The sequence below is a fragment of the Spongiibacter thalassae genome (assembly GCF_012272835.1).
Lineage (GTDB): Bacteria > Pseudomonadota > Gammaproteobacteria > Pseudomonadales > Spongiibacteraceae > Spongiibacter > Spongiibacter thalassae.
Genome location: NZ_JAAWWK010000005.1, coordinates 374,106 through 394,660, shown reverse-complemented (window position 1 = coordinate 394,660; position 20,555 = coordinate 374,106). Strand labels below are relative to the sequence as shown.

Annotated in this window: 14 protein-coding genes; 12 read left to right on the top strand and 2 right to left on the bottom strand. The window is 51.6% G+C overall.

From position 1 onward, the window contains the following. The first annotated feature begins 60 nt into the window (after positions 1–60). The 7 genes from HCU74_RS15055 to HCU74_RS15025 all read left to right on the top strand — a co-directional run bounded on the left by HCU74_RS15055 (position 61) and on the right by HCU74_RS15025 (position 9,821). Positions 61–2,208, top strand: coding sequence for a 3-hydroxyacyl-CoA dehydrogenase NAD-binding domain-containing protein (locus HCU74_RS15055; protein ID WP_168451241.1), 2,148 nt, complete (start codon positions 61–63; stop codon positions 2,206–2,208). A gap of 48 nt (positions 2,209–2,256) precedes the next feature. Continuing rightward, positions 2,257–3,423: an acyl-CoA dehydrogenase family protein gene (locus tag HCU74_RS15050; protein ID WP_345889693.1), complete on the top strand. Its 1,167-nt coding sequence runs from the start codon at positions 2,257–2,259 to the stop codon at positions 3,421–3,423. Between the two features lie 28 nt (positions 3,424–3,451). After that, complete coding sequence (locus tag HCU74_RS15045; RefSeq protein WP_168451239.1) at positions 3,452–4,588, top strand: CaiB/BaiF CoA transferase family protein; 1,137 nt, start codon at positions 3,452–3,454, stop codon at positions 4,586–4,588. A gap of 43 nt (positions 4,589–4,631) precedes the next feature. Beyond that, positions 4,632–5,414 carry an enoyl-CoA hydratase/isomerase family protein gene (locus tag HCU74_RS15040; RefSeq protein ID WP_168451238.1) on the top strand — a complete coding sequence of 261 codons (783 nt, stop codon included), beginning with the start codon at positions 4,632–4,634 and terminating at the stop codon, positions 5,412–5,414. Positions 5,415–5,487: 73 nt separating this feature from the next. Further along, positions 5,488–7,041 carry a long-chain-fatty-acid--CoA ligase gene (locus HCU74_RS15035; protein ID WP_168451237.1) on the top strand — a complete coding sequence of 518 codons (1,554 nt, stop codon included), beginning with the start codon at positions 5,488–5,490 and terminating at the stop codon, positions 7,039–7,041. 108 nt (positions 7,042–7,149) lie between these two features. Further along, the gene (locus tag HCU74_RS15030) at positions 7,150–8,415 is read left to right on the top strand and encodes an acyl-CoA dehydrogenase family protein (RefSeq protein ID WP_168451236.1); all 1,266 of its coding nucleotides are present in this window, start codon (positions 7,150–7,152) and stop codon (positions 8,413–8,415) included. A gap of 5 nt (positions 8,416–8,420) precedes the next feature. Further along, a complete protein-coding gene (locus HCU74_RS15025; RefSeq protein ID WP_168451235.1) occupies positions 8,421–9,821 on the top strand; it encodes a phosphotransferase family protein in 1,401 nt (466 codons plus the stop codon). 69 nt (positions 9,822–9,890) lie between these two features. On the opposite strand, the gene HCU74_RS15020 is transcribed toward HCU74_RS15025, so the two are convergent. Next, positions 9,891–10,859, bottom strand: a complete 969-nt coding sequence (locus HCU74_RS15020) for a GlxA family transcriptional regulator (protein WP_168451234.1) — start codon at positions 10,857–10,859, stop codon at positions 9,891–9,893. Between the two features lie 123 nt (positions 10,860–10,982). Between HCU74_RS15020 and HCU74_RS15015 the strand changes: the two genes are divergently transcribed. The 5 genes from HCU74_RS15015 to HCU74_RS14995 all read left to right on the top strand — a co-directional run bounded on the left by HCU74_RS15015 (position 10,983) and on the right by HCU74_RS14995 (position 17,408). Continuing rightward, positions 10,983–12,161: an acyl-CoA dehydrogenase family protein gene (locus tag HCU74_RS15015; RefSeq protein WP_168451233.1), complete on the top strand. Its 1,179-nt coding sequence runs from the start codon at positions 10,983–10,985 to the stop codon at positions 12,159–12,161. Between the two features lie 165 nt (positions 12,162–12,326). Continuing rightward, positions 12,327–13,463, top strand: coding sequence for an acyl-CoA dehydrogenase family protein (locus HCU74_RS15010; RefSeq protein ID WP_168451232.1), 1,137 nt, complete (start codon positions 12,327–12,329; stop codon positions 13,461–13,463). Positions 13,464–13,663: 200 nt separating this feature from the next. Next, positions 13,664–15,205 (top strand): AMP-binding protein, encoded by a 1,542-nt coding sequence (locus HCU74_RS15005; protein ID WP_168451231.1) that lies wholly within the window; start codon positions 13,664–13,666, stop codon positions 15,203–15,205. 609 nt (positions 15,206–15,814) lie between these two features. Further along, positions 15,815–16,576, top strand: coding sequence for an SDR family oxidoreductase (locus HCU74_RS15000; protein ID WP_168451230.1), 762 nt, complete (start codon positions 15,815–15,817; stop codon positions 16,574–16,576). A 52-nt stretch (positions 16,577–16,628) separates the two neighbouring features. Continuing rightward, on the top strand, positions 16,629–17,408 hold the full coding sequence (locus HCU74_RS14995; RefSeq protein WP_168451229.1) for a glucose 1-dehydrogenase: 780 nt from the start codon (positions 16,629–16,631) through the stop codon (positions 17,406–17,408). A gap of 573 nt (positions 17,409–17,981) precedes the next feature. Here the strand turns inward: HCU74_RS14995 and HCU74_RS14990 are convergent. Then, positions 17,982–20,360: a TonB-dependent receptor gene (locus tag HCU74_RS14990; RefSeq protein WP_168451228.1), complete on the bottom strand. Its 2,379-nt coding sequence runs from the start codon at positions 20,358–20,360 to the stop codon at positions 17,982–17,984. Positions 20,361–20,555 lie beyond the last annotated feature (195 nt).

Here is a 20,555-nt window from a genome sequence, read left to right as displayed (position 1 = left end):
CAACATTCCAGCGCCGGTTCTGAACACGCCACTAACAATGACAGAATTTAGGACAAGACAATGAGTGTATTCAAGTACGACAAAGATGTGGACGGCATCGTCACCATCACCATGGACATGACTGGGCCAGTGAATGCGATGAACGAAGAATATCGCACAGCCATGTCTGAAACAGTACAAAAACTGCAGGCTGAGAATGACCTGAGCGGCGTCGTGTTAGCCTCAGCTAAGAAAGTGTTTTTCGCCGGCGGCGACCTGAACGACCTGCTAGCGGCACAGCCTGGCGACGAAGACGAATTCATGGCAATTCTGGAATCCACTAAATCAGATTTGCGCGCACTGGAAAAACTTCCTGTACCCGTTGTCTCTGCGATCAATGGCGCGGCACTGGGAGGCGGCTTCGAAATTTGCCTTTCTACGAATTACCGCATTGCCTACAACCACAAGTCAGTACAACTTGGTTTACCAGAAGTAAGCCTCGGCCTACTACCTGGCGGCGGCGGGATTGTCCGCATGGTAAATTTATTGGGCCTGCAGAATGCACTACCCTACCTACTCGAAGGGAAAAAAGTTGACCCTGCCAAAGCACTGAAGGCGGGCATGATCCACGAGACTGTCGCATCTGTGGATGAACTACTCCCTAGAGCGAAAGCGTGGATTCTGGAAAACAAAGACAACGAAGCCGCGGCAATCCAGCCTTGGGATCACAAAGGGTTCAAGATTCCCGGTGGCAATGCCAGCTCGCCTAAGCTCGCTCAGGTGCTGATGGGCGCCCCCGCCATGCTGTCCAAGACAACTCGCGGATTGCTGCCTGCGCCTGAAAAAATTCTGGACTGCGCTGTTGAAGCGGCACGCCTCGACTTTGACACGGCGTTGCGCGTAGAAAGCCGTGGGTTAGCGTATTTGGCAACAACGCCACAAGCCAAGAATATGATTACCACGTTCTTCTTCCAGATGAACAAAATCAACGGCGGCGCCTCACGCCCCAAAGGTGTTCCACCGCAGGAAACCAAGAAACTCGGCGTACTCGGCGCCGGCATGATGGGCCAGGGTATCGCCTATGTTTCAGCAAAGGCCGGTATCGAGGTTATCCTGAAGGACATCTCTGTCGAGGCCGCTGAAAAAGGCAAGGCTTACTCCGAAAAATTGCTGGACAAGGCGATTAGCCGCGGCCGCATGACGGAAGAGAAGAAAGCAGAAATTTTGTCGCTCATCAAACCCACCGCCAATGACGAAGATTTGCAGGGCTGCGATCTTATTATTGAAGCGGTATTTGAAAACGTTGCGCTGAAAAACAAAATTACAGCTTCAACAGAAAAGTATCTTTGCGAAAATGGCGTATGGGGCTCCAACACATCAACCCTGCCAATCACCCAGCTCGCTGAAGGTTCAAGCAAGCCCGAGAACTTTATCGGCATACACTTCTTCTCACCCGTTGACAAAATGCCATTGGTTGAAATCATTTGTGGCGAGAAAACCAGTGATATCGCACTGGCCAAAGCCTATGACTACACCAAGCAAATCAGAAAAACGGCCATTGTCGTCAATGACTCTTTAGGCTTCTTCACCTCGCGTACTTTCGGCACCTACTTTGACGAGGGCGTGCGTATGGTCGTAGAGGGCGCGCACCCCGTTAAAGTCGACAACCTTGGCAAGGCCATTGGCATGCCGGTTGGCCCACTCACCGTACATGACGAAACCAGCCTCGAGCTGAGCCGCAAAGCCATGGAAACCTGGGAGGAAATGGGCGTTAAAGGGAAATACGGCGAGCAAAATGCGCTGGAAGAAATGATCGCCTTTATGATCGGCGAAAATGGTCGAGGCGGACGTCACCACGGTGGCGGTTACTTCGAATACCACGCCGACGGCAGCAAAACCCTCTGGCCGGGTTTGCTCGAAAAATTCTACAAGGAAGACGTGGTCATCAGCGATCAGGATATCAAAGACCGCTTACTGTTCCGTCAAGTGATCGAGTCGCTGAAGTGCCTGGAAACAGGCGTGCTGCGCACCGTGGCCGACGGCAATATCGGCTCTATCATGGGCATCGGCGCACCGGTATGGACAGGTGGCTTCCTGCAGTTCGTAAACACTTACGGTCTGGAGAAATTCCAGGCACGCTGTGAAGAGCTTGCTGCTGCATACGGTGAACGCTTTACCTGCCCCGCCATTGTTGCGAAGAAAATCGCCGCCGGCGAAACCTTCCAATAATCCCTTTTGCGAATTGGAACCCAGCTGTGCTGGGTTCCGGTTATGGAGATAAGAATGCGCAACTTTACCGAAGAACAAATGATGTTCCGCGACGCCTTTCGGAAATTTCTGGAAATAGAAATTGCACCAAACGTCGAAAAATGGCGGGACCAAGGCATAGTCGACCGCGAAGCCTTTGAAAAAGCAGGCGAGCAAGGCTTTCTGATGATCTGGCCGGATGAACAATACGGCGGCATGGGAGATCGCGACTTCCGCTACGAGCAGATTATTATCGAAGAATCAGCACGCGCCGGCACCGGAGAATGGTTCAATACCCTGCATAGCCGTCTGGTCGGCCCCTATATTGATCACTTCGGCAACGACGAACAAAAGCAGCGTTGGCTGCCGGATTGCGTGTCGGGTAAAAAGATCCTCGCCATTGCGATGACTGAGCCAGATGCTGGCAGCGACCTTGCCGGCATGCGCACTACGCTGCTTGAAAAGGACGACCACTTCGTTCTCAACGGCTCTAAAACCTATATTTCAAACGGTATCAATTCCGACCTGGTTATCGTGGCGGGCAAATCCGACCCGGACAATAACCCGCACGCAATGACACTCTGTGTTGTTGAGCGCGGAATGGAAGGCTTTGAGCGCGGCCGCAATCTGGACAAAATGGGCTTAAAAGCCCAGGACACCGCCGAGCTGTTTTTCAACAATGTCAAAATTCCCAAGGAAAATATTCTCGGCAAAACCGGCCACGGATTTTTCTACCTGATGCAAGGTCTCGCTGAAGAGCGCCTGATTGGCGCGACTGGCTCCGCGGCCAACGCCAGACGTGCGTTCAACCTGACCCGCGATTTTGTTATGGAGCGCAAAGTCTTCGGCAAGCCCCTGGCTCATATGCAAAACACGCAGTTCAAAATGGCTGAGATGGATGCCGAAATAGAAGTTATTCAAGCCTATGTAGATCACTGCGTGGCCGTGCACAACGAAGGTAAGCTCACCGTTAACATGGCAGCGAAAGCCAAACTGCAGGCCACAGAAATTGAAGGGCGTATGCTGGACCTTGGTGTGCAGCTCCACGGTGGCGCGGGTTACATGAAGGAATACCCCATCTGCACCATGTTCACCGACGCGCGTATAAACCGGATTCTCGCCGGTAGCTCAGAAATTATGAAGCTGATCATTGGTCGCGACATTTTTTCTGACAAATACGCCAGCATTTTGGACTAACCTTCAAAAAAAAACAAAGGAAAGAACGATGGGACCACTAACCGGATTAAAAATTATCGAGATCAAGGGCATAGGCCCTGGCCCCTACGCGGGCCAGGTTCTGGCTGATCTTGGCGCCGAAGTCATCGTCGTGGAGCGGGCCTCAAAGCCCAACTCCATTGCCCTGCCCTCGGCTATTGATGTCAACTCACGCGGCAAGAAAAGTATTGCTCTCGATCTGAGAAAACCGGAAGGCCTTGAGACCCTTCTTAAAATGGTCGAGGGTGCCGACGGCATTTTTGAAGGAAATCGACCTGGCGTTGCCGAACGCGTCGGCTTCGGCCCTGATACCTGCCTGGCACGCAACCCGAAAATTGTCTACGGCCGCATGACCGGCTGGGGCCAAACCGGCCCCTTGGCACACTCCGCCGGTCACGACTATAACTACATCTCCCTGAGCGGTGCTGCAGCGGCCATTGGCACACCAGACAAACCCGTCCCCCCCTTGAATGTAGTGGGTGATTTTGCCGGCGGTAGTTTGTTTTTGGTTATCGGCATGCTATCCGCCTTACTGGAAGCACAAAAGTCCGGGAAAGGTCAGGTAGTCGACGCAGCGATCACTGATGGTACATCTCACCTTATGAGCATGTTTCACTCAATGGACGCTCTTGGGCTATTCAACACCCAGCGCGAAGCCAATTTACTCGACGGGGGCACTCCCTTCTACGGTTCCTATGAAACCGCAGACGGCAAACATCTCTCTGTCGCGCCAATCGAGCCACAGTTCTTTGCCGAAATGATTCAAAAGCTGGGCCTGCCAGAGAAGTATATTGCAGAGCAAAACAATCAAGCTATATGGCCTGAGCTGAAAACCGCACTTACACAAGCCTTCAAAACCAAGACCCGCGACGAGTGGGTAGACATCTTTGAAGGCAGCGACGCCTGTGTGGCCGGCATCCTCACCTTGAAAGAGGCTGCTCAACATCCCCATAACAAAGCGCGCGGCACCTATGTCGAAGTCAATGGCCAAATGCAGCCAGCCCCGGCACCACGGTTTAGCCGCAGCCAAAGCGACACTCCCAAGCCGCCTTCCGCAGAAGGCGCGGATACCAAAGAAGTGCTTGGCGAATGGGGATTTGACGATGATGCCATTGCATCCCTGGAACAGGCTGGTGTTCTGAGCTAATACGCAGCATAAGAACCCATCCTACTAACAAGGCATACTTAAAATGAGTGATTTTGAAACCATTACTTACACGGTTGAAAACCGTGTCGCCACCATTGCCCTGAATCGCCCCAAGGCAATGAACGCCATCAGTCAGCAAATGCGCCTGGAACTGAAAAAGGCCATTGATACCGCCGAGCAAAGCGATGACGTCCGCATTGTCGTCCTTCGCGCCGAAGGTCGGGGCTTTTCATCTGGCACAGACCTGTCCGAGGGACTTGCCGGCTTCGATACCATCGACGATCAAATCCAACAGGAATACAAGCCTGTAATGATGAGCATCGCCAACTCCAGCAAGCCGTACATCGCATCGGTTCACGGTGCCTGCGCGGGTATTGGAGCAGCGCTGGCAATGTCGTGCGATCTGGCAATCATGTCCGAAGGCGCGTTCGTCTACCTGGCTTTCGCCGGTCTTTCGCTGGTTCCGGACGGCGGGATTGCCCATCATTTGGTGCGTAACATGGGCTACCGCAAAGCCTATCAAGCCTTTATCGAAGCAGCGCGTATTCCTGCAGCAGACTGCCTGCAATACGGCTTGGCAAATAAGGTTGTAGCCGATGACGCGCTACAAGCAGAAACCCAAGCCTGGGCGGAACGTCTCGCCGAAGGTGCACCGCTCGCTCAGAAGTATGGCAAGCAGATTATGCGTGGGGTTCACACTGCATCGTTCGAAGAAACACTGGATCTTGAATCGAAACTTCAGGTTAACTGCTCCAACAGCCAGGATTCTGCCATAGCAATAGGGGCTTTTTTCGAGAAGAAAAAGCCTGTGTTTACCGGCAAGTAAGAGCCGATACACAAGACTGAACTGAATTCACTGCCAAGCCATAAATAACCAATAGACTCAAAGGACGGTTAAAATGTTGATTCATCACTACTTGGAGTTTTACGAAAGAGCGATACCCGACGCTCCTTGCTACACGTTTAATAATACGACTTGTAATTATCGTGAATTCAACGAAAGCACCAACCAACTGGCTAACGGTTTACTTGGCCTAGGCGTCGAGAAAGAGCAACGGGTCGCTATTCTGGCGGAAAATTGCCTGCAGCACCCATTGCTTTTTATGGCTTGCAGTAAAATCGGTGCTATTTCAGTACCTCTGAATTATCGTCTCGCGGCGGAAGAGCTCGCCTACATCATTAACGACTCCGATACCAAAGTATTGATCGTTGGTGATGAAATGGCAGGCACGCTGGAAGCACTACGCCCGCTTCTGTCGAATGACATTACCTTAATTACCTCAAGCCTGCCTGACAGCCTGCACTGGAATAGCTTTCTTGAAAGCCAGGCAAACGCAAAACCCGATATTTGGGTAGACCGCGACGCGCCTTTGCTTCAGCTTTATACCAGCGGCACCACCGGGCACCCTAAAGGCGTTATCCTGACCCAGTTCAACATCACACAATTAACAGCGATGAACGTGTTGGCAACACCAAAGCGTGTTGACCAGCAAAGTGCCAGTATCTTATGCGCACCTCTGTTCCATATTGGTGGTGCAGGCTCGGCGATTCTAAACACCTGTGCTGGTCAGCACACCTTGCTTCACCAAGCCTTTGACCCGATGAAATTACTTGATGACCTGGAGAACTATCCCGTAGGCAACGTTTTCATGGTTCCTGCCATGATCATGTTCCTCCTGCAGATACCCGGCATTGAAAAACGAGACTTTAGTAAGCTCGACACCATTTTTTACGGTGCCTCACCTATATCGGAAACTGTCCTACGCCAGGCCATGGACGTCTTCAAATGTGAATTCATACAGCTGTATGGAATGACAGAAACCGCGGGCGCCGGAATACTACTGTCTCCTAGTGATCACCGCCGCGCACTGAATGGCAAGCCGGAAATCCTCGGCTCCTGCGGTCGCCCAACAATCGGTGCCGAGGCCAAGGTTGTCGGCGAAAATGGAGAAACCATGCCCGCCGGTGAAATCGGTGAGATCTGGCTTCGCTCTGACTGCAGCATGCTGAGATACCACAACTTACCCGACGCCACCGCCAAGGACCTCACCGATGGCTGGGTACATACCGGCGATGCGGGATACATGGATGAGGAAGGTTACCTGTACCTGAAAGACCGCATCAAAGACATGGTGGTTAGTGGTGGCGAAAACATCTACCCGGTTGAGGTAGAAAAAGTCCTCGCTAGACACGGCGCCGTTGCCGATGTCGCAGTGATTGGGGTACCTGATGATAAGTTTGGCGAAGCCCTGCTGGCCTTTGTCGTACTGAAGCCAGACAGCTCGCTCACTGCAGAGGAAATGGTCGAGTTCTGCCGCGATAAAATCGCCGGCTACAAGATTCCGCGCAAGCTGGAAGTTGTCGCTGAGCTACCGCGTAACCCTTCCGGGAAAATACTGAAAAAAGTCCTTCGCGAACCCTACTGGAAAGACGCGAAAAGATCGATCGGCTAATTCCTTATAGGGCATTGTGCCCCCCGTTAGGCAGTACAAACCCTGTTTGCCTAACGGGTCTTTTACTCTCCGCACCATAACTCCAAGAATAACACCGAGAGACCCGCCATGGATTTTCAAATCCCGGAAGACATTAGCCAATTCCTGGCTGAACTGGATCACTTTATTGCACAAAAGATTCGCCCTCTTGAAGAACAGGACGACAATATTCGATTCTTTGACTACCGCCGGGAAGATGCTCGCACTGACTGGCATCGAGACGGTCTTCCAAACGAAGAGTGGGAAGCGCTATTAGCCAAAGCCAAAGCACTGGCAATAGAGGCCGGGGTCTTTAGTTACCCCTTCCCGAAAGAGCATGGTGGTCGCGATGGCAGCAATCTCGGCATGGCCATTATTCGGGAGCACCTGGCGGCAAAGGGGCTGGGCCTACACAACGACTTGCAGAATGAACACTCCATTGTAGGGAACAACGTGAGCCTTTTGCTCATGCTCGAATATGGCACAGAGCAACAAAAAGCAGAGTGGCTGGACGGCTTGAAAAACGCCACCGCCGGTTTTGCCTTTGGAATAACCGAACCTGAACACGGCTCTGACGCGACCTGGATGGAAACCGGCGCCGTAAAAGACGGCGACCACTGGGTCATCAATGGCGAAAAAACCTGGAATACCGGCGTGCATATCGCCAATGCCGACATCGTCATGGCCCGTACAAGCGGCAAGCCCGGCGACGGATTGGGCATCACCGCTTTTCTTGTGCCCATGAACACGCCAGGAGTAAAGGTCGAAGAATACCTGTGGACCTTCAATATGCCCACTGACCATGCGCGGGTCAGCTTCACCAACGTACGGGTTCCCGATTCTGCGATTTTTGCTGGCGAGGGCCGAGGCCTACAGGTGGTACAGCATTTCTTCAATGAAAACCGCATTCGTCAAGCCGCCTCCAGCCTGGGCGCAGCACAATACTGTATTAACGAATCAGTAAAACACGCCAACACGCGCAAGCCCTTTGGCAAGCCTCTGTCGAGCAATCAGGGTATACAGTTTCCCTTGGTGGAGCTGCAGGCTCGCGCTGAAATGCTACGGGCCTTGATTCACAAAACCGCCTGGCTGATGGATAAAGATGGGGCCTTTTCCGTATCGGACAAAGTATCTATCTGTAACTACCAAGCCAATCGCCTGTGTTGTGAAGCAGCGGATTTTGCCATGCAAGTGCACGGCGGCATGGGCTACTCACGCTACAAACCGTTTGAACACATATACCGCCACCACCGGCGCTACCGCATCACCGAAGGCGCCGATGAAATTCAAATGCGTCGCGTAGCAGGCTATATGTTTGGATTTATGAAGCAAAGCAAACCTAAAGGGGTAAGTTAACCGCCATGTCTCCAAAACAACAGTTCGAGCAGTTGCTAGAGTCTACGCTGCGTCGACAAATTCCCGATTTTGAAGCCTTGCTGGATTGTCGGCAGCTGACTGCCGGCGCCAGCCAGGAAACCTACCGCATTACCTATCGCGATGCGAAGGGAGAGACGACACTGGCACTGCGACGGGCTCAACCCACCTCCGGCAGCGAATCGAGTGTCGGCGGCATTAGCCTCGCATCTGAGGCACGTCTCTTCAATCTCGCCAAACACTATGGTATCCCCAGCCCGACTGTCGTCTATGAATTGCAAGCAGAGGACGGCCTGGGCGCCGGATTTATTATGAACTGGCTGGAGGGGGAAACCCTCGGACATCGAATTAATCGTAATTCAGAGTTCAAAGACATTCGCCCACAGCTTGCCCACCGCTGTGGTGAAATCTTAGGCCGCATTCACGCCATAGATTGGCGCAAGGAAAAACTGGATCAATTTTTAACGATCACTGACACGAAAACGCTAATACAAGAAGTCTGGGACACCTACCAGAATCTCAATATTCCGCTTCCCATGGTTGACTATACAGCCCGATGGCTGCTGGAAAACCTGCCGAACCAACAACGCACCACCCTCGTCCACTCAGACTTCCGCAACGGCAACTTGATGGTAAACCCACAGGGCATTGAAGCCGTGCTCGACTGGGAGCTAGCCCATATTGGCGACCCCATTCAAGACCTTGGCTGGCTATGTGTGAACTCCTGGCGATTTGGCAACCGCGAATTGACTGTTGGCGGTTTTGGACATCTCGACGATCTATTAGCGGGTTATGAAAAGGAAACTGGCATTGCGATCACCGCGCAAGAGGTTTTATTTTGGCAAGTTTATGGCTCTTTCTGGTGGTCAGTTGGCACACTCAGTATGGCGCAAACCTGGCGCACCGGAGAAACGCCCAGCCTTGAACGCCCGGTAATAGGTCGTCGCTCTTCTGAAGCGCAAATGGATTGTGTAAACCTGCTGATTCCCGGCGAGTTTACCCTGCCGGAAGCAAGCGCCGAACTGGATCACGGCACACAGCTACCCATGCCCGCAGAACTGCTTGCGAGCGTTGCCACTTTTCTAAAGAGTAGCGCCACAGATAACATGCTGCCCCATGATCAATTTCTCGCCAAGGTTGCGGCAAATTCCTTGTCTATTGCACAGCGCGAATTTCAATATGCGCCCAAATTAGAACAGGAGGAAAAACAACGACTAGTCGCGCTGACTGGCCTAAATGCCGACCTGGACACCCTGCGCTGGCGACTTGTTGAGATGCTCCGCGATGGCGTGGCCCTGAATACACAGGGATTAAGTGAACACCTGCGCACCACCGTAGCCGGGCGGCTATTTATAGACCAGCCCAAATACTCCGCGCTACAAGCTTAAAGTGCAATCAAGCTTCTGAGAAATGAGTACGCTCAGAAGCTTGAACGCCACCCATCAAGCCGTGCTCACCTACCTTGGCCGGTAGCGCTCGCGAAAACGCTTTGGGCTTAAATTTGTTATCACCTTGAAGATTTTGGAAAAATAACTGAAATCCCGGTAACCCACATTAATACTAATGGCTTTGATATTATCATCACTGTTGATCAGACGATGCTTGGCCGCTTCCACCCGGAGGCGCTGCAGGTAACGAGTGGGCTTTTCACCCGTAGCCCGCTCAAAACGGCGCAAGAAAGTGCTCTTACTCATGCCGGCATTATCTGCCAACGCTCGAAATGACACCGTCTCGGCAAAGTGCTTATCGAGCCAATTCTGGACGTGGTGGATATTGTCATCGCGATGATGGCGAAAACCCGCCATATTAAACAGCGTTAAATCATAATCTCGTCGGCTGTCGAAAGTGATGTCCCTCGCCAGGTCGCTGGCCATTTCCGCCCCACAAACCCGCTCAACCAAATGCATGGCCAAGTCCATCCCCGCGTTCTGACCATTGGAGGTATACAAACCCGCATCTTCCACCAAACCCTGCTGCTCCAACCATTCAACATTGGGAAATTGCTGTTTTAGCGCAGGTATATGGCGCCAATAGGCTGTCGCTCGACGGCCCTGTAACAGCCCCGCTTGCGCCGCCCAGAACGCTCCGCTGTTTACACTGGCAATGAGTGCACCGGATTGATATTGCCGTTGCAGCCAATGAGCGACTTGCGGGTGTACTTCAAGCGCACGATCGAAATCCCCCCAGAAATGCGGGAGCACGACCCAGTCGTAGCGACCACTATCCATCATGGTTGCGTCACCCGTCATCCGCTGCCCGCTATACGACACAACACTCTGCTCAGTGGGCGTCACAATATTCCAACTAAAGGTACCGGTGAGCTGCCGTAAGTTTACACTTTGCAAAACATCGGCCGCGGGGTAGAGCGTAGAAGCCCAAACTCCCTCATACACCGCAAACGCTACACGTATTCCAAAAGGCGCCATTCCGTGCCGCTACCCCGCCGCAAATATACCTTTTACCATAGAATCTGACACTTTAGACCAAAGATAATCCTATTGGAACGCGCTAGACTGAATAGCTACATTCATCACCTAGAGAGCATCGCTATGGATATTCAATTTTCTGAGGCAGACCTCGCATTCCGCGATCAGGTCCGGGAATTTTTCAAAGAGCACTTTAGCGATGAGCTCGCGGCGCGCGTTGCCAACCCCAAAACCTTCAGGGATGCCATTGTTGAATGGCAGAAAATTCTGGCGAAAAAAGGCTGGATAGCGCCGAACTGGCCGGTCGAGCATGGCGGCACGGGTTGGTCCATTGCCCAGGAATACTTCTATGAGCGCGAACGGGCAGCCGCTGGCGTACCCGATGTTGTGCCCTTTGGCTTGAAAATGGTCAGCCAAGTCATCATTGCCTTCGGCAACGATGAACAAAAACAGCGATTCTTACCGCGTATTTACCATAGCGATGACTGGTGGTGCCAAGGCTACTCGGAACCCGGCGCGGGCTCGGATCTCGCCGCCCTTAAAACGCGAGCGGTACGCGACGGCGACGACTACATTGTCAATGGTGCGAAAATCTGGACCACCTATGCCCAATATGCAGACTGGATTTTTTGCCTGGTACGAACCGGCACTGAAGGTAAAAAGCAAAGTGGGATCAGCTTCCTGTTGATTGACATGAAAACACCTGGCATCACCGTCAACAAGATCGAATCCATCGACAACAATCATACGCTCAATGAAGTGGTGTTTGACAATGTACGGGTACCCGTGGCAAACCGCATTGGCGAAGAAAACAAAGGCTGGACCTATGCCAAAGTCCTACTCGCCCATGAGCGTACCGCCATTGCTGAGGTAGCTAGATCCGGTCGTTTCTTGAGCGAACTCAAAGCCATTGCCAACACAGAAGTTAGTGGCGGAAAACGCTTGATCGAAGACACGATGATCCAACAGCGTCTCGCCGAGATTGAAATAGAACTGATGGCACTGGAATACACCGAGCTACGGGTTTTATCTGGCTTCGCCGAAGGCAAAGGCCCAGGCCCCGAGTCCTCACTCCTTAAGCTCAAGGGAACGGAGATACAGCAAGCGATTCAACAGCTGCGTATGGATTTGGCCGGTTACTACAGCGGCGTGCTACAGGGCGAATTGAGCAACAGCGAACTGGGGCACGAGTTTGGCGATCGCGCTCGACGCGAGTACATGTATGGCCGCGCCTCCACCATTTATGGTGGCTCGAATGAAGTCCAGAAAAACATTACCGCTAAAGTGGTGCTGGGTTTGTAACACCAATTTACAGCGAAGGATAAACACTCCAATGCGCGCGCAGCTTAGCTCTCAAAAGGCAGCCTACTCCACACTTGTTTCTGCCATTGCCAAGCTGTTCACAGCGGTCTCGCCTGCGGCACAACAGAACCGCGCAGCGAAAATACAATCAATAGAGAACGCCCTATGAATTTTAATCTATCTGAAGAACAATCCATGATCAAAGACAGCGTCGCGCGCTTTATTGCCGACGACTACAGCTTTGAGCAACGCACTAAAAATGTTGCGATGGAACACGGCTTTAATCCAGCTACCTGGCAAACCTTTGCTGAGTTAGGATGGCTGTCTATTCCGTTCCCTAGCTCCTTAGGCGGTTTCGGTGGCAGCGCCGTTGACACCATGGTGATTATGGAAGAATTTGGCAAAGGACTGGTCGCAGAACCTTATGTGGCAACGGTGTTACTGTTTGGTGGTCTACTGGCTCACAGCGGTGAAGGCGAAATTCAACAAGAACTGATTTCCGGCATCATCGACGGCAGCCTTCAAGGGGGCTTTGCCTACCTTGAACGCCAAAGTCGATTTGAATTGAGCGATGTTAAAACCACAGCAGCCGCCGACGGCGAGCTGTACCGCTTAAACGGCGAGAAAACAGTCGTCTTTAACGGCGCCGCCGCCAACAAACTGATTGTCTCTGCCCGCACCGCTGGCGATCAATGTGACGAGAATGGCATCAGCCTGTTTCTGATCGATACCCAGGCGGAAGGGGTCAGCGTCGTCGCCTACCCGATGATGGATGGCCAGCAAGCCGCCAACATCACTCTAAACAACGTGACAGGTGCTCAGCTAATTGGCGAACTGCACCAAGGCTTCGGCCTAATACAGGCTGTTGTCAATGACACCATGCTGGCACTCTGCGCTGAAGCACAGGGCATTATGCAAAAACTCACCGACACAACGGTTGAGTACAGCAAAACCCGTGAGCAGTTTGGAACCGCAATTGGCAATTTTCAAGCCCTGCAACACCGTATGGTCGACATGTTCGTCGCCGGAGAACAAACCCGCTCATTGCTATATCGTGCCGTGTGCTCCGCCGACGCCAACAGCGAAGACGCGCTTAAAGATCTACTCGCTCTGAAAGTGATGGTAGGTAGAGCAGGAAAACTGATCGGCGGTGAAGCCATTCAGTTACATGGCGGCATGGGAATGACTGACGAATTGGACGTTGGGCACTACGTCAAACGTCTAATGATGATAAACACCACATTTGGCGATGCCGACTACAATCAGCAAAAGTTTGTAAAATTATCCACTCAACTCGGCTAAACCAGCGAAATTGCCGGTGAGTAGGTAGCAAAACTCACCGGCTTTCTTCCACCCTCGTTACGCGCGCCACAAAGCCACACACAAAAACAAGAACGGGCTTGATAGTTTACAAAATAATAAATACCTTAGAACAACGTCGTTAACTCGATGCAAAACCACTGCACAACAACCATCATATTCATACAATAAGGAATATTGTCGTGCCTCATATCAGTACTACCGCACAAACTGCTCCCAACAAACTCGCCTTTTGCATTGCAGAAACCGGCGAAAGCGTTAGCTATGCGGAGCTGGACCACGCTTCAAATCGTATCGCGAATTTGTTTCGCAGTTTGGGGCTGCAGAAAGACGACCATATAGCACTGATGCTTGAAAACCGTCGCGAATTAATAGAAATCGCGCAAGCCGCGGTACGCAGTGGCATCATTTTCACGCCCCTAAGCACCCACCTAAAACAAGAAGAAGTGCGTTATATACTAGAAAACTGCAATGCAAAGCTGTTTGTCACGTCCAACCAGTTTGTCGAGCAATTTTCAACACTAGCCCTTCCCGCGCTAAAACACCTTTACAATGTAGATGCGCAAGACGCGCCGCAGGCAGAATTCACAAGCTGGTCGAGCGCACTCGCCACTCAGCCAAACAGCCCGATTCAAGACGAGTGCTTAGGGCTTCCCATGCTGTACTCGTCAGGCACCACGGGCCAGCCCAAGGGCGTACTGGCCAGGCTACCTATCGATAGCATTCATGAAGTACACCCCAATATGGCGGCCCTCGCCGCCGCCTTTGGCATCAACGAAAATTGCATATACTTGTCACCTGCTCCGCTGTACCACGCCGCACCGCTCCACTACTGCATGTTAGTCATGCAACTCGGTGGAAGTTGCATTGTCATGCAGCAGTTTGACCCGGAGCGGGCACTAAAGCACATAGAAACCTACCGAGTCACCCACAGCCAGTGGGTGCCAATCATGTTCATTCGCATGCTTAAATTACCCGAGGCCGTGCGAAATAAATATGATGTTAGTAGTCTGCAGTTTGCCATACATGCTGCGGCCCCCTGCCCCATTGAAATCAAACAACAAATGATCGACTGGTGGGGACCAATAATAGCGGAATACTATTCAGGCTCTGAAGGCGCAGGCATGACCATGATCGATTCCAAGTCATGGCTCACCCATAAAGGCTCAGTTGGCCCGGCATTAGTGGGCGAAATCCGCATCGTCAGCGATGAGGGTGAGCTTTTGCCAAAAGGAGAGATTGGCACCGTATACTTTGCCAACGGCTCCGAGTTTGAATATTTCAACGAACCTGAAAAAACCGCAAGCGCTCACAATACACACGGCTGGTCAACACTGGGAGATGTTGGCTATTTAGATGATGACGGCTTCCTGTATTTAACGGATCGCAAAAACTTTATGATTATCAGTGGTGGGGTCAACATCTACCCACAGGAAATTGAAAATCTATTGATTACACACCCGCAAATTGCTGACGTCGCCGTTTTTGGCATTCCCAATGAGGAGTATGGTGAAGAAGTGAAGGCCGTAGTACAACTCCTCAACCCCAAAGAGGCTTCGCCAGGCCTTGCGGAGTCCCTGCGGGAGTGGACTCGCGAGCGGCTTAGCAGTATCAAAACCCCTCGCAGCATCGACTTCACTGAGGAACTACCGCGCATGGATAATGGCAAACTCTATAAAAAACGCCTTATTGAGCAATATAAAAAGGCTAGTGCCTGCGCATAGTTTCGCGGCAACCACTTCCTTTGGCATGCGGCCATACCTACTGGCCGCGATCTCCTATATTGCTGATCTATATACAGATCAAGATGATGAAAAAAACAGAAATACTGGTGCTTTTTCAGGCCATTTCAATGCAGGCAATAATCGGAGGACTCTGCAAACAGTCGCCTGACTTCCCAAGCGCCTCACTCGAAATCAGTCTACAAAATGCTTCTTTCGAATACTTTCGTATCGGATTCAATTTGACTCCCTGAACTCCCATTATCCGCCACGCACCCGAGAATTAACTCGAAGCCCCGCCCCCACGGTAGCGGCACTTTTCCTTCGTCGCAAAGGTCAAGCGGCCGGATTTGTCAACAAACGGCCTCGATTAACATTCCTTACACCCCACCCTCTCTACTAACATCCAAGGTTTATCTTTCAAAAAAAATAATGTATTCGCAGGAAATTCCTGCAATGAAATAATGGCCTCAACATATAGCGGGATTGTTCGCTTGCGTCGATCACGCTATTGACCTGCTACCCTCAATACGCACACGGTATGGCATACATCGGTTTCTGGAATGGGCAAGGGCTCATCATTCCGCCCGGATTTGATTTCAGGATTTCGCAATGAAAACAATATTTATAACAGGCGCTGCCAATGGTATCGGCTTGGCTACAGCAAAACACTTCGCTGGCCTAGGTTGGTTTGTAGGTCTATACGACATTAACAGCGACGGGCTCCAGTCACTGCTGGATTCCGGCGAGTTCCCCCATGCCTGTGGTAAACACTGCGACGTAACCCAACGTAACTCCATTAAGGAAGCGCTGGCGCACTTTGGCAGCCACACCAATGGGCGCTTGGATGTGCTGGTCAATAACGCTGGCGTTCTCAGCTCCGGAGCCTTTGAGGATATCAAGCCAGAGGCTCACGACCTCATCATCGATATCAACGTGAAAGGGCTTACCACAGTGGCCCAGGAGGGCTTTCCCCTTTTGAAGCAGACCCCGGGTTCCACTCTGGTTAACCTCTGTTCGGCCTCCAGTGTACATAGCCTACCGCTGCTGGCGGTTTACAGCGCATCGAAATTTTACGTCAACGGCCTCACCGAAGCCCTGAATATCGAGTGGGCCCAGCATGATATCCGTGTTACAGCGGTAAAACCGCCGATTGTTAACACCAGCATGGGCCATGCGATTGACCAAAGGATCACGCAGAGGATGGCTGTGGACGTTGAGCCAGAACAAATTGCTGAAGCGATTGAGATGGCTATAAAAGGCAAACGGGTCAGTTATCTGCTTGGCGCCTCCGCCAAGCTGTGGGGCGTGATCGACAAGCTGCTTCCCGAATCAGGCCGACGACGCCTGGTAAGATACCTTTCGAACCACTAGCAGATAGCGCCCAAACAATAACCTCATACAATAGAAATGGAGTGATAACAAAATGGCTGGAAGATTACAAAACAAGGTTGCCCTCGTCACCGGCGGCGGTTCCGGTCTGGGCGAAGCGACAGCAAAGCGATTCGCCGAGGAAGGTGCTGTGGTCGTTGTGACCGACCTCAACGCCGACACAGCTGCCCGTGTGGCAGAAGAGATCAACGCCTCCGGCGGTCAGGCCATGGCCCGGCAACAGGACGTTACCAATGAAGCGCTGTGGAAAACCGTGGTGGACGACATCGTCAGCAGCTACGGCGCGCTGCACATACTGGTCAATAATGCCGGTATCGGATTGCCGGGCAACGCCGAAGAGGCCACCATCGAAGATTGGCGTACAACACAGGCTGTGAACGGCGAGAGCGTATTCCTCGGTACCCGCGCAGCCATCGGCGTGATGAAGGAATCGGGTGGCTCGATTATTAATATTTCCTCAATCGAGGGCATTGTCGGAGAACCAGGTGCAGCGGCCTACAACTACAGCAAAGGCGGCGTACGAATATTTACCAAATCCGCGGCCCTGCACTGCGCCAGCAAGGCCTACCCTATTCGGGTGAACTCGGTGCATCCGGGCTTTATTCTCACTGCCTTGGTGGAACAAGGCATCGCCTCCCTGCCAGATGAGATGAAACAGGAAGCGATGCAACGACTGGCCCGCGAAATACCGCTCGGGGGAGCCATGGGAGAGCCTCTGGATATCGCCAATGGCTGCCTATTCCTCGCTTCAGACGAATCGAAGTACATGACCGGCTCAGAACTCGTTATTGATGGCGGGTATACCTGTCATTAGAGTAGCGCCCTCCTGCGAGGGCCGTTGTTGTATCATCGGCGTAAAAACGGCAAGTCAGCACGTTGCAGGAATCTCCTGCAACGCGCTGATCAAGGTGTGAACCCGATTTTGGCGCCGTAACTCTTGGTTACGCGGCGGGCAGCGTTGCGCCAGTTCGGGATAGTTAGGTATTCTCCGAAGGACTGCGCGAGGACGTTAATAGCCCCTTAGTCTGCACTGAGATAGTGGGCGCTGATCACGCCTAGCTCTGCCGTAGAAATCCCCTTTTAACTTACCGACACCAGTGCAGCTACAACTTTGGACGACGTGCAACAGAGCGTAAGCTTCCCTGCCACGCTCTGCTGGCTATCGCTGGTTTAAATGACTGTAGGGGAGATTGGTTTCGCAAGCTTACCGCATGCCTTCACAAGACTTACCAAAGCGTTTAACAAAACGGCAAATCGGCACGGACTCAACACCTGCTAAACAGGAAAAGGTGAAACGAACCTCGCAATAAAGTACGTTCACCCGCTGAAAAAACAGTATCCTAACCAATTACCGCTACGGCACCTTGCACGCAGTGAATACAGATACTCAGAACCGCGTCGCAAAGCTTAATAGCAGTCTACGAGGCTCATTGGTGTATGTATTAAAGCTACCTGCCTGCAATGGTGTGGCGAAGTAGAAGGTCTGGTAGGTTTCGTCCGTGCAGTTTTTACACGAGAGCTTCACTTCCCAATCTTGATCTCGGATAAATGTCATACCCAAAGAGAAATCAATCAGCGTGTAAGCATCTTGAACCTGATCTTCTGCATTGACACCAGAGTAGAATTCGCCGTTATAAGACGCTGATAAACGACTGGTAATCTCCATCGATGAGCTCAGTGCCTTGTTGTAGTTCAAAACCGCCACACCGGCGAAGTCAGGTGCCCGAGGTGTATCACGATCGGTCAAAAACTGTGTAAATTCCGGACCGTCGCTCAGGTCACCAAAGCTCGCATCAAGAAACGTCATGTTCAACTCAGCTCTAAAGCTTTCATTGATTTGATACATGTTTTCGACTTCTACACCTTTCGAGACTGCCTCCCCGGCGTTTTCAGTAAAGAAATTCAGGCCGGTGAAGAAATTCAACTGCAAATCGGTATATTCAGTATGGAATACTGCAATATTCGTTTGCGCGCTTCCGTCTAAATAGCGGGACTTGAAGCCAAGCTCATAGCTCGTCGCATACTCGGGCTCATAGAAGGTATTGTTAAGGTTATCTGCCTCATAAAACAGATTGACCGCACCGGATTTATAGCCGCGCCCCACAGAAAAGTAGGTATTTACATCGTCGGTGATATGAAATGTTGCGGCCAGTGTGCCGGTGAGTACGCCCTTAGAGAAAGATTCATCGAAGCTCTCGCCACGCCAGGTTCCAGCCAGGTCAAAAGCATTTCGGGGTGTCGTTGCATCGCCACTTGGGGGTGTGCCTACAGCGCCGGAAGCGACAATCGCCTGAGCAACAGGCGAGTTATACCAAAACAGGTTTTCATACCCGCCTTCTTTGCTGTCGTAGCTATAACGGGCACCAGCGATAATCGTCCACCGCTCACCCAGAGATGTTTGACTGTGAAGAAATGCCGCGTAGCTTTCTGAGTCCTGGAAATAGCGCTCAATCGAGACCGGCGTCCCTCCTGGTCCTACAAGCTGAAAATCACCGCACGAACCCGTTGCTTGCAACGACAGGCGACAGCTCTCTAACGCCGCATCTGGATTCGCCTGCGAAGCAACCAGATAGCTCACATAGGAGTTGGCATCTGTATCGGAGACTACCGATCGCGTATGCTCAATGGTCTCAAATGAATAGTACAAACCTGCAACAAAATCGGTTTCCGCCCACGCCCAGGAGAAATTGAATTCCTGAGAAAAGAAATCAAGCACAGCTGGTTCATCAAATAGAAGAACATGCGCTGGCCCAAAATCCGCATCGGAATCAATTTGCTCATCTTTGTAGCGGCGAAGGCCGGTAATAGACTTCACATCAACCGCTTCAAGCGCCAACTCTAAAGTCCAGGACAAGCCGTAGTCTTCAGAAATCTGAATTGAATGTCCGTTGACATTAGTCAAGCGACGTTCCGTCGCATTGTCTTCTTCGGTGTAGGTTTCCAGACCTCGATGGTTAGCAAATAACTCGATCCCGGGCTGGAGGGGTCCGGACACCACCTGAGCAGAACCAAAACAGCACTCCGCATCGGACTTTGTATAATCCGCGACTAGCAGCGAACTCAAACTATCGTTTATATCGAATAACCATTGGCCCTTAACCCCAAAACGATCAACATCGTTGTATGTCCTTTGCTGTTGCGGGCTTTCGTAGTAGCCATCGCGGCGATTTGAAATACCAGAGAAGCGTAGTGCGTGCTTTTCGCCAACAGGCACATTCACCGCGGCAGAAAACATTTCATGGTCATAGCTACCGCCACCAATTTCAATAGAGCCATTGACGCCATCAAAGTTTGGTCTGGTACTGGACATAGAAAGCGCGCCAGCGACCGTATTCTTCCCGAACAGGGTTCCCTGTGGCCCCCTCAGTATTTCAAGACGGCTAATATCATTCATATCCTGCATTGCCATTCCTGACCGGGACCGATAGACACCATCGATAAACACCCCAACGGCGCCTTCAAAGGTACGGCCATTACCAACGGTACCGATACCTCGAATTTTCAGACTGGCGTTCTGAGAGCTTTGCGCTATATCAAAACTTACGCTCGGATTCACGTCGGTTAAGTCTTTCGCACTAAAAACACCGGCCTCTCTCATGGCATCTTGCGACATTGCCGTTACGGCCACCGGCACGTCCTGTACACTTTCCGATCGCTTTTGAGCGGTCACGATGACCTCCTCAAGCGCAGCGGCCATCAAATTACCTGAAAAGAGTGCAGGCACTGCAGTGAATGCACACGCAATTGCAAAACGCTCTGACTTCATATTCTGCTTCCTTTTATTGTTGATATTTTTCAACGTTACACGCTAGCTGCTATCACTATTTCGGTGATTGCGCTAGCCCTGGATTAGCCAAACTGCTCTTTCGTAAATCGAACAGAATTTATCTTGGTTAAGCTCACGAAAGAGCAAAAATCTTAATCAATTAAAATTTATATAAACCGGCTTATTTATTACCTT

What these genes read in the sequence shown, in the direction of transcription:
- HCU74_RS15055 (WP_168451241.1), top strand. Translation starts at nt 61, where the DNA reads ATGAGTGTATTCAAGTACGACAAAGATGTGGACGGCATCGTCACCATC.
- HCU74_RS15025 (WP_168451235.1), top strand. Translation starts at nt 8,421, where the DNA reads ATGTCTCCAAAACAACAGTTCGAGCAGTTGCTAGAGTCTACGCTGCGT.
- HCU74_RS15020 (WP_168451234.1), bottom strand. Translation starts at nt 10,859, where the DNA reads ATGGCGCCTTTTGGAATACGTGTAGCGTTTGCGGTGTATGAGGGAGTT.
- HCU74_RS15015 (WP_168451233.1), top strand. Translation starts at nt 10,983, where the DNA reads ATGGATATTCAATTTTCTGAGGCAGACCTCGCATTCCGCGATCAGGTC.
- HCU74_RS14995 (WP_168451229.1), top strand. Translation starts at nt 16,629, where the DNA reads ATGGCTGGAAGATTACAAAACAAGGTTGCCCTCGTCACCGGCGGCGGT.
- HCU74_RS15000 (WP_168451230.1), top strand. Translation starts at nt 15,815, where the DNA reads ATGAAAACAATATTTATAACAGGCGCTGCCAATGGTATCGGCTTGGCT.
- HCU74_RS15040 (WP_168451238.1), top strand. Translation starts at nt 4,632, where the DNA reads ATGAGTGATTTTGAAACCATTACTTACACGGTTGAAAACCGTGTCGCC.
- HCU74_RS15035 (WP_168451237.1), top strand. Translation starts at nt 5,488, where the DNA reads ATGTTGATTCATCACTACTTGGAGTTTTACGAAAGAGCGATACCCGAC.
- HCU74_RS15045 (WP_168451239.1), top strand. Translation starts at nt 3,452, where the DNA reads ATGGGACCACTAACCGGATTAAAAATTATCGAGATCAAGGGCATAGGC.
- HCU74_RS15010 (WP_168451232.1), top strand. Translation starts at nt 12,327, where the DNA reads ATGAATTTTAATCTATCTGAAGAACAATCCATGATCAAAGACAGCGTC.
- HCU74_RS14990 (WP_168451228.1), bottom strand. Translation starts at nt 20,360, where the DNA reads ATGAAGTCAGAGCGTTTTGCAATTGCGTGTGCATTCACTGCAGTGCCT.
- HCU74_RS15030 (WP_168451236.1), top strand. Translation starts at nt 7,150, where the DNA reads ATGGATTTTCAAATCCCGGAAGACATTAGCCAATTCCTGGCTGAACTG.